The sequence below is a fragment of the Kitasatospora sp. NPDC056800 genome (assembly GCF_042789775.1).
Lineage (GTDB): Bacteria > Actinomycetota > Actinomycetes > Streptomycetales > Streptomycetaceae > Kitasatospora.
In genome coordinates this window covers 20,492-28,430 of record NZ_JBHUAL010000125.1, presented here as the reverse complement: position 1 = coordinate 28,430, position 7,939 = coordinate 20,492, and the positions used below count along the sequence as shown (strand labels likewise).

Annotated in this window: 7 protein-coding genes; all 7 read right to left on the bottom strand. The window is 74.4% G+C overall.

Annotation, left to right across the window (positions count from 1 at the left end):
• A partial coding sequence (locus ACFRQN_RS25150; RefSeq protein WP_380742306.1) for a hypothetical protein occupies nucleotides 1-190 on the bottom strand: 190 nt, incomplete at its 3' end.
• 86 nt (nucleotides 191-276) lie between these two features.
• Nucleotides 277-978, bottom strand: coding sequence for a hypothetical protein (locus ACFRQN_RS25145; RefSeq protein WP_147408993.1), 702 nt, complete (start codon nucleotides 976-978; stop codon nucleotides 277-279).
• A 94-nt stretch (nucleotides 979-1,072) separates the two neighbouring features.
• Nucleotides 1,073-1,780, bottom strand: coding sequence for a ribonuclease H (locus tag ACFRQN_RS25140; RefSeq protein WP_380742304.1), 708 nt, complete (start codon nucleotides 1,778-1,780; stop codon nucleotides 1,073-1,075).
• Between the two features lie 42 nt (nucleotides 1,781-1,822).
• On the bottom strand, nucleotides 1,823-3,994 hold the full coding sequence (locus ACFRQN_RS25135) for a trehalase family glycosidase (protein ID WP_380742302.1): 2,172 nt from the start codon (nucleotides 3,992-3,994) through the stop codon (nucleotides 1,823-1,825).
• The gene (locus ACFRQN_RS25130; protein WP_380742300.1) at nucleotides 3,991-6,096 is read right to left on the bottom strand and encodes a beta-galactosidase; all 2,106 of its coding nucleotides are present in this window, start codon (nucleotides 6,094-6,096) and stop codon (nucleotides 3,991-3,993) included. The genes ACFRQN_RS25135 and ACFRQN_RS25130 overlap by 4 nt, the downstream gene beginning before the upstream one ends.
• 8 nt (nucleotides 6,097-6,104) lie before the next feature.
• Nucleotides 6,105-7,001, bottom strand: a complete 897-nt coding sequence (locus ACFRQN_RS25125; protein ID WP_380742298.1) for a carbohydrate ABC transporter permease — start codon at nucleotides 6,999-7,001, stop codon at nucleotides 6,105-6,107.
• A complete protein-coding gene (locus tag ACFRQN_RS25120) occupies nucleotides 6,998-7,930 on the bottom strand; it encodes a carbohydrate ABC transporter permease (protein WP_074003192.1) in 933 nt (310 codons plus the stop codon). Before ACFRQN_RS25120 ends, ACFRQN_RS25125 begins: the two co-directional genes overlap by 4 nt.
• Between the last annotated feature and the right edge of the window lie 9 nt (nucleotides 7,931-7,939).

The window sequence follows — 7,939 nt, the reverse complement described above, 5'->3', positions numbered from 1 at the left end:
AGCGCGGGTCGAGCAGCTCGACCCGGCCCTCGCGGAGGTGGCCGCGGTGACCGTCCCCGTACTCCAGCCGCAGGCTGCGGTCCGCCGGGGCGCCGACCACGACGGCGCACTCGACCGCGGCGTAGGAGGACTCGCGGTAGACCCACACCCTGTCCCCGACGTGGAACTCCGCCGTCTCCGAGACGATCACCGGGCTCACCTCCCTTCGGGCCCCGCCCACTCGTCTGTACGGTGCGCGGCGCCCGGCTGTTCACCTCCGGCCGGAGCCGGCCGCGGTCACCGGCCGGGCGGCCGGGTCGGCGCCGTGCCGGTCGGCAGGTCGGCCGGGCGGCCCTCCTGGTCCACCGCGGTGCCGTCGGGGTAGCTGGCGCACTCGCTGCCCGCGCTCACCTCGAGGGTGTGGTAAGCGGGGTCGAAGCGCAGCGAGGCGCTCTCCGCGAGGGAGCCGGGGCCGGTGTCCGGCGGCGTCAGCGTCAGGCTGGGGACCGGGGCGGACTCGTCGGAGGAGGCGACCGTCCAGCCCTGGGCGGTCAGGCTCTGCCGGGCCCGTCCGACCGCCTCCTCCCACTCGGGCCGGGTGACCCCGGTGAGGGTGAACCGCGCGCGCAGGGCGGCCGTGCGGGGCTGGTCGGCGCCGGTGTCGTTCATGCTCTCCAGGAGGTGGGAGAGGCCCCGGGCGGAGCAGGCGCCGTAGATCCGGGCCGTGATCCCGTCGTCGCCGCGGTGGTCGGGAGCCGGTGTCGCCTCCGGGCGCAGCGCGAGGGCCTCGTAGACGGTCTGCGTCCGGGCGTCCAGGTGCCGCGCGACGGCCGCCGGGTCCGCCACGGGGTACGGCTTGCCCGTCCAGGCCGCCTCCGCCGCCCCGTACGCCGTGTACCCGACCGTGCCGAGCACCAGGGCCCCGGCGGCCCCGGCCACCGCCGTGACCCGCACGGCCGTGCGGCGGCCAGGGCCGTCCTTCGTTGCGCGATTCCTCATGATCACCATCGTCCACCGCCGGGCCGGGCCGCCGCATGAGTACGGATACTCACCCGGCGGCGTCGGCGTACTCGCGGTCGGACGGGGCGGCGGGTCAGGCGTGGGCGGCGGCGCACTCCGGGTGGCCCCAGGAGCCGCCGACCTTGGTGATCTTGTCGCCCTTGGCGTACCCGCGGCTGCACGGGCAGGTGCCGGGGAAGCGGGCGTTCAGGGTGCGCGAGCCGCCGCTCCGCTTGGCGGCGCCCGTGCCGCCGGTGGAGGACACGGATGCCGTACGGGGACTGCGCGCCTTGGGGGCCTTCGAGGCGGCGGCCGGGTCGGGGACGGGCAGGTCGGCGGCGGTGCCGGAGGCGTCCTGCTGGGTGCGGGCGGCGTCGCTGGCGGCCTTGTCGGCGATGGCGTTCAGCGGGTCGCCGTCCACCTGGTGGGCCGGCACGTACACGAAGGTGACGTCCCGGCCCTCCAGCAGGGCGTCGATCGCCTGGATCAGCTCCTGGTTGGCGACCGGCTTGCCGGCCGCCGTCTTCCAGCCGTTGCGCTTCCAGCCCTTCAGCCACTTGGTCACCGAGTCGCGGGTGTAGGTGCTGTCCAGCCGGACCTCCAGCGGCACCGCCGGGTCCGTCGCGGCCAGCAGCTGCCGCAGCGCCGTCAGCTCGCCCACGTTGTTGGTGCTGTGCCCGAGCGCGCCGGCCTGCCAGCGCTGGGGCGCCCCGGTGGCGTCCGCGACCACGTAGGCCCAGCCCGCCGGCCCGGGGTTGCCCTTGGCTGCTCCGTCACACGCTGCAATGACTCGTTCGACCATGCCCCGATCATGCCTGGTCGGACGGCCCGGAGACAAAGCCGCTCAGGTGCGCAGCAGGGGCAGCAGCAGCGCCGCCGACCAGCTGAAGTTGGTCGAGCTGTGCCCCTCCCCCGTCAGCGGGTCGTAGTTCTCCCGCACCGGGCCGTCGCCGGCCAGTCCGGCGGCGGTGGCCAGCAGCCGCTCGACGGTGCGCCGGGCGTCCTGCTCCCAGCCGTAGCGGCGCAGACCCTCGATCGCGAAGTAGGTCTGGTCGAGCCAGGCCAGTCCGCGCCAGTAGCCGCCGGGGTCGAAGGAGGGCGAGCTGCGGGCCACGGTCGGGAACGGCATGGCGGTGCCGAACTCGGCCGGGTCGAGCAGCAGCCGGCGGACGGTACGGGCCTGGGCGGCGGTGGCGGTGCCGGACCAGAGCGGGATCGCGCCCTCGATGCCGCGGCCCCGGGCGGTGAGCCGGGCGCCGGTGGCCAGGTCGGTGTCGTGGAACCAGCCGGTGGCCGGGTCGTACATGGTGTCGCGCACGGCGGTGTCGATCCGGTCGGCGCCGGCGCGCAGCCGGTCGGCGGCGGGCCGGTCGCCGAGCTCGGCGGCGATCAGCGCCAGGTGGCGGTGGTCGGCGGCGAGGTAGGCGTTGAGGTCGACCGAGCGCTGGTCGAGCGACCAGCCGAGCAGCGTGCCGTTCGCGTCCCGGTTGGGGACGACGGCGGAGGTGTCGAAGCGCGGGGCGTTGTCCATGCCGGACTCCCAGGCCGCCGCCTCCCGGCAGTCCTCGGCGGTGGCGTTGGCCGGGTCGACGGTGGCGCCGTACTGGCACAGGCCCTCGCCGAGGTGGTCGCGGGTGCGGTACCACCAGTCCCGGTAGGCGGTCAGTCTGGGCAGCATCTCGCGCAGGAAGGCTCGGTCGCCGCTGCGCCGGTAGACCTCCCAGACCGCCCAGGAGGCCAGCGGGGGCTTGGAGTTGCGCTCGTTCCAGTTGCCGCCGCCGGTGGTCTGGTCGTTGTAGAAGACGCAGTCGGGGACCATCCCGGCGTCCTGCGGGCGCTCGGCGGAGCCGGACGGGACCTGGTGGTCGAAGACGGCGCGGATCTGGTCGGCGGCGAGGCCGGGGGCGAAGGCGGCGGTGCCGACGGCCTGCTTCCAGGTGTCCCAGGCCCAGACCCCGCTGAACCACTTGTAGGAGAGCGTGGGGGTGACGGCGTCGTGCCGGATCCTTCCGGCCGGGCTGCGCCAGTTGGTGACGAGGGTCTGGACGCACTTGGCGGCGGTACGGCGGCGGGCGGCCGGGACGCCCTCGGTGGCGCGGACGAGGTACCCGTGCCAGCGGGCGGTGCCCTCCGCCGCGACCCGTTCCGGGGTGCGCAGCGCGGCGTCCGCCTCCTTCGCGGCGCGGGCGTACTCGGCCTCGGTGAAGGTGTAGCTCTCGGTCCAGTCCAGGCTGCGGGTCTCCCCCGGCGCCAGCCGTACGGGCTCGGCGAGTTCGGTGCGGTGGCCGTCGCCGTCGGCGCTCAGCACGACCCGGACGGGCCGGGCGTGGCGGACGGCGAAGCGCTCGGTGCCGTCGGTGAGGTAGTCCCAGGTCTGCCGGACCTTGGCGAAGCGCACCTCCACGCCGCGTTCGGCGGCGACCAGCTTCGGTGCCTCGCGCTGGGGGCCGGTGGCGGGGCGCAGCAGCCGGCCGGTCCAGGCGGCGGTGAGGGTCCGTACGGCCGGGCCGGTGTTGGCGAGGCGGGCGCGGAGCAGGGCGGTGCGGTTGCCGGCGAAGCGCAGGTCCAGGGTGAGGGCGAGGCCGGCGCCGAGGTCGTGGGTGAGCCGCAGCAGGCCGGGCAGCGAGGTGCCGCGGGCGGGGGCGCCGGCGGTGAGGTCCAGGGGGCGGCCCTGTTCGGTGAGCTGGAGGCGGGTCAGGCCGTCGCTGAGCCACCAGGGGTACTCCTGGGCGAGGTACAGCGGGCCGGTGAAGCCGCCCTGGGGGTCGGTGGGGCGGGGCAGGGCGTAGGCGTGCCAGGCGCCGAGGTCGGCGAAGACGGTGATCGGGTTGTTGCCGCGGGCGTCGCCGGGGTAGGCCTGGGCGGGGGTGCCGTGCAGGTCGAGGACGTCGGCGTAGCGCTCGCCGTCGACCGTGTCCGGTCCGTCCTGGGCGTGGGCGGCGGCCGGGGCGGCCAGGGTGCCGGCGGCGGCGACCGCCGAGGCGGCGAGGAAGTGGCGGCGGGTCAGCGGGTTCACGGGCGCTCCTCGGCGGCGGGGAGTCGGAGGACGGCGGCGCCGAGCGGCGCGAGGGTGACGGCGTCGCCGGTGGCGGCGCCGGTGAGCAGGTCGGTGCCGGGCGTGTCGAGGGGCACGCGGCGTTCGACGCCGCCGTGGTTGAGCAGGAAGAGGTACTGGCGGCCGTCGGCGGCGTGGCGCCGGGTGGCCTCGACGTCCGCCGGGAGGTCCGGCAGTTCGGCGCCCACGCCGGCTTCGGCGAGCGGCAGGTCGAGCACCCGGCCGGTGTCGGCGCCGAGATGGCAGCTGAGGTACCAGGCGGTGCCGGCGCCCAGCCGGTTGCGGGTGACGGCCGGGAGGCCGGCCAGTGTGCCGGAGGCGTAGCGGGCGAGGGTCTCGGCGCCCTCGGTCTCGATCCACTCGCTCCAGCGCTCGGCGCGCAGGTCGGCGCCGTGCGGCTCGGCGTGCGGCTCGGTGCCGTCCGACCGGGGGCCGTCAGGCGCGGCGCCGTCCAGCCGTACGGCGGTGGTCGCGCCGTCCGGGATCGGCCAGTGCTCGTCCACGACGATCCCGAGCAGTTCGCGCAGCGGCCCGGGGTGGCCGCCGGGGTGGATGTGGTCGTGCCGGTCGGCGATGCCGCTGAACGGGCCGCAGACCAGCCGGCCGCCGTCCCGTACGTAGGCGGTGAGCCGGTCGGCGGTGGCGGTGTCGAGCAGGTAGAGGTTGGGGGCGAGCACCAGCGGGTAGCCGTCGAGCCCGGCGGTGGGCGGGACGAAGTCGACGGTGACGCCGCGCTCGTGCAGCGCCGCGTACCAGGGGCGGAGCAGCTCGGGCCAGCGCATCCGGGCGGAGGGGTGGTCGTCGAGTTCCAGCGCCCACCAGCTGTCCCAGTCGAGCAGGACGGCGGCCCGTCCGCGCAGCCGGCTGCCGGCGATCTCGCCGAGACGGCGCAGCTCGGCGCCGAAGCGGACGGTCTCCTGCCAGCCGCGCGCGGCGGTGCCCCGGTGCGGGAGCATCGCGCTGTGGAACTTCTCGGCGCCGGCCACCGAGGCGCGCCACTGGAAGTGCAGGACGCCGTCGGCGCCGCGGGCGAGTGCCTGGAGCGACCAGAGGCGGTAGAGGCCGGGGCGTTTGGGCACGTTGACCGGCCGCCAGCTGACCGCGGAGGGGGCCTGTTCCATCAGCAGCCAGGGGCGGCCGCCCTTGAGCGAGCGCATCAGGTCGTAGTTCATCGCCGCGTTGACGTGGGCGCGCGGGTCGGCCGGGTCGGGGTAGGCGTCGTCGGAGACGAGGTCCTCGTGCCGGCTCCACTCCCAGTAGTCCAGCGCCTTGAGCATCGACATGAAGTTGGTGGTGACGGGGACGCCGGGCGAGACCTCGTCCAGGACGGCCTTCTCGGCGCGGTGCAGGGCGAGCAGCGCGTCCGAGCAGAACCGGCGCCAGTCCAGCAGCTGGGTGGGGTTGACCGGGCCGGGCGCGGTGCGCGGCGGCTCGATCTGCTCGAAGGAGGTGTAGCGCTGCGACCAGAAGGCGGTGCCCCAGGAGCGGTTCAACTCCTCGATGCCGCCGTGCCGTTCGCGAAGCCAGCGGCGGAAGTCGACGGCCGAGGCGGGGCAGAAGCACTCCTGGACGTGGTCGCCGTACTCGTTGTGGATGTGCCACAGGGCGAGCGCGGGGTGGTGGCGGTAGCGTTCGGCGAGCGCCCGGGTGAGCCGGACGGCGGCCTCGCGGTAGGCGGGCGAGGAGGGGCAGTAGTGCTGGCGCGAGCCGAACTCCAGCCGGACGCCGTCGGCGGTGACGGGCAGCAGGTCGGAGTGGGCGCGGACCAGCCAGGCGGGCGGGGAGGCGGTGGCGGTGGCCAGGTCGACGGCGACGCCGTGCCGGTGGCAGAGGTCGAGCAGGCGGTCCAGCCAGCCGAAGTCCCAGCTGTCGGCGTCGGGTTGGAGGCGGGCCCAGGAGAAGACGCCGACGGTGACCAGGTTGACCCCGGCCTCGGCCATCAGCTTCACGTCCTCGGCCCACACCTGCTCGGACCACTGCTCGGGGTTCCAGTCCCCGCCGTACAGCAGGCCGGGCACCCGGGTGAGGCGGTCGGTGGTCACGGTCAGGCGGTCGGTCGTCACGGTCGCGGTCATCCCTTCACGGCTCCGCCCAGCAGGCCCGCCACGAACTGCCGCTGGAAGAGCAGGAAGAGCACCATCAGCGGGAGCGTGGCCAGGAAGGAGCCGAGCATCAGGCCGGAGTAGTCGACGTGGGTCAGCCCGGTCAGCGTGTTGAGCGCGACCGGCACGGTGTACTTGTCCTCGGTGTTGAGCATCAGCAGCGGCCAGATGAAGCCGTTCCACTGGCCCATGAAGGTGAAGATCACCAGCGCGCCCAACTGCGGCCGTACGCACGGCAGGACGACCTGGTAGAAGGTGCGCAGCTCGCCGGAGCCGTCGATCCGGGCCGACTCCAGCAGTTCGTCGGGGAAGTCCAGGAAGCCCTGGCGCATCAGCAGGATGCCGAAGGAGTTGGCCAGGAAGGGGACGATCACCGCCTGGTAGCTGTCGATCCAGCCGAGGCTGGCCATCATCTGGAACAGCGGGACGAGCAGCACCTGCAACGGGATCATCATGGTCGCCAGCACCAGTCCGAGCAGCAGCCCGCGGCCGCGGAAGCGGTACTTGGCCAGCCCGTAGCCGCACATCGCGGACAGCAGCGAGCTGAGCGCGGTGTAGACGACGGCGATCCCGAGGCTGTTGAGCATGACCCGGCCGAAGCCGATGGTCTCCTGGAGGTGCGCCAGGTTGCGCAGCAGGTTGCCGCCGGGCAGGAACGGCGGTGGGGAGTGGAACAGTTCGGAGCTGCTGTGGGTACTGGCGATCAGCATCCAGGCGAAGGGCACCAGGCTGAGCACGGCGCCGAGGGTGAGGGCGGTGAGGACGGCGATCCGGCCGAGGCGGGCGGGCAGCGGGGCGCGGCCGCTACGACGCGGCGCGGTGGTGGTGGCGGCACTGCGAGCGGCAGTGGTGGTCACGGTGGTCATCGGCGGCGTTCCCTTCCGTAGAGCCGGAACTGGAGCAGCGAGACCGCCGCGATGATCAGCACGACCACCCAGGCGATGGCGGCCGCGTAGCCGAAGTCGAGCTGCTGGAAGCCGACCTTGTAGAGGTAGACCACCGGGGTGAGGGTCGCGTCGCCGGGGCCGCCGCGGGTCAGCACGTAGTTCTCGTCGAAGAGTTGCAGGGTGCCGATGGTGGAGGTGATGACGCAGAACAGCACCACCGGGCGCAGCTGCGGCAGGATCACGCCGCTGTAGGTGCGCACGGTGCCGGCGCCGTCGAGGGCGGCGGCCTCGTACTGGTCGCGGCCGATCGCCTGCAGTCCGGCCAGCAGGATGACGGCGTTGTAGCCGGTCCACCGCCAGGTGACCGAGCCGATCAGCGAGATCCGGGCCCAGGTGGGTGAGTTGAGCCAGTCGACCGGGCCGAGTCCGAGCGCCTGGAGGAGCTGGTTGGCGAGGCCGCCGTCGGTGCGCAGCAGGACCTGGAAGACCACGGCGTAGGCGACCAGGGTGGTGATCGCGGGCAGGAAGAACACCGCCCGCCAGCCGGCCCGGAACCGCAGCCAGGACTGGTTGAGCAGGACGGCGAGCACCAGGGCGAGGCCGATCATCACGGGCACCTGGACGGCGAGGATCAGGCCGGTGTTGACCAGGGAGTGCAGGAAGGCCGGGTCGTGCAGCATCCGCCGGTACTGGTCCAGGCCGACCCAGACGTCGGCGCCGTCGCGGCGGGCGGTGAAGCTCTGGTAGAGGCTGGCGCCGAGCGGATAGGCGAAGAAGGCGACGAAGAGCGCGGTGGTGGGCCCGGCGAACAGCCAGGCGGCGGTGCGTGGGGAGCGTCGGCGGCGGGCGGGGGCGGCCTGGGTGGTCGCCGACGGCTTGCGCAGGGTGGCCGGGAGGCTGCTGGTCATCGGGCCCGC

Coding starts and splice junctions, on each gene's coding strand:
- ACFRQN_RS25125 (WP_380742298.1), bottom strand. CDS start 7,001: ATGACCACCGTGACCACCACTGCCGCTCGCAGTGCCGCCACCACCACC.
- ACFRQN_RS25120 (WP_074003192.1), bottom strand. CDS start 7,930: ATGACCAGCAGCCTCCCGGCCACCCTGCGCAAGCCGTCGGCGACCACC.
- ACFRQN_RS25140 (WP_380742304.1), bottom strand. CDS start 1,780: ATGGTCGAACGAGTCATTGCAGCGTGTGACGGAGCAGCCAAGGGCAAC.
- ACFRQN_RS25145 (WP_147408993.1), bottom strand. CDS start 978: ATGAGGAATCGCGCAACGAAGGACGGCCCTGGCCGCCGCACGGCCGTG.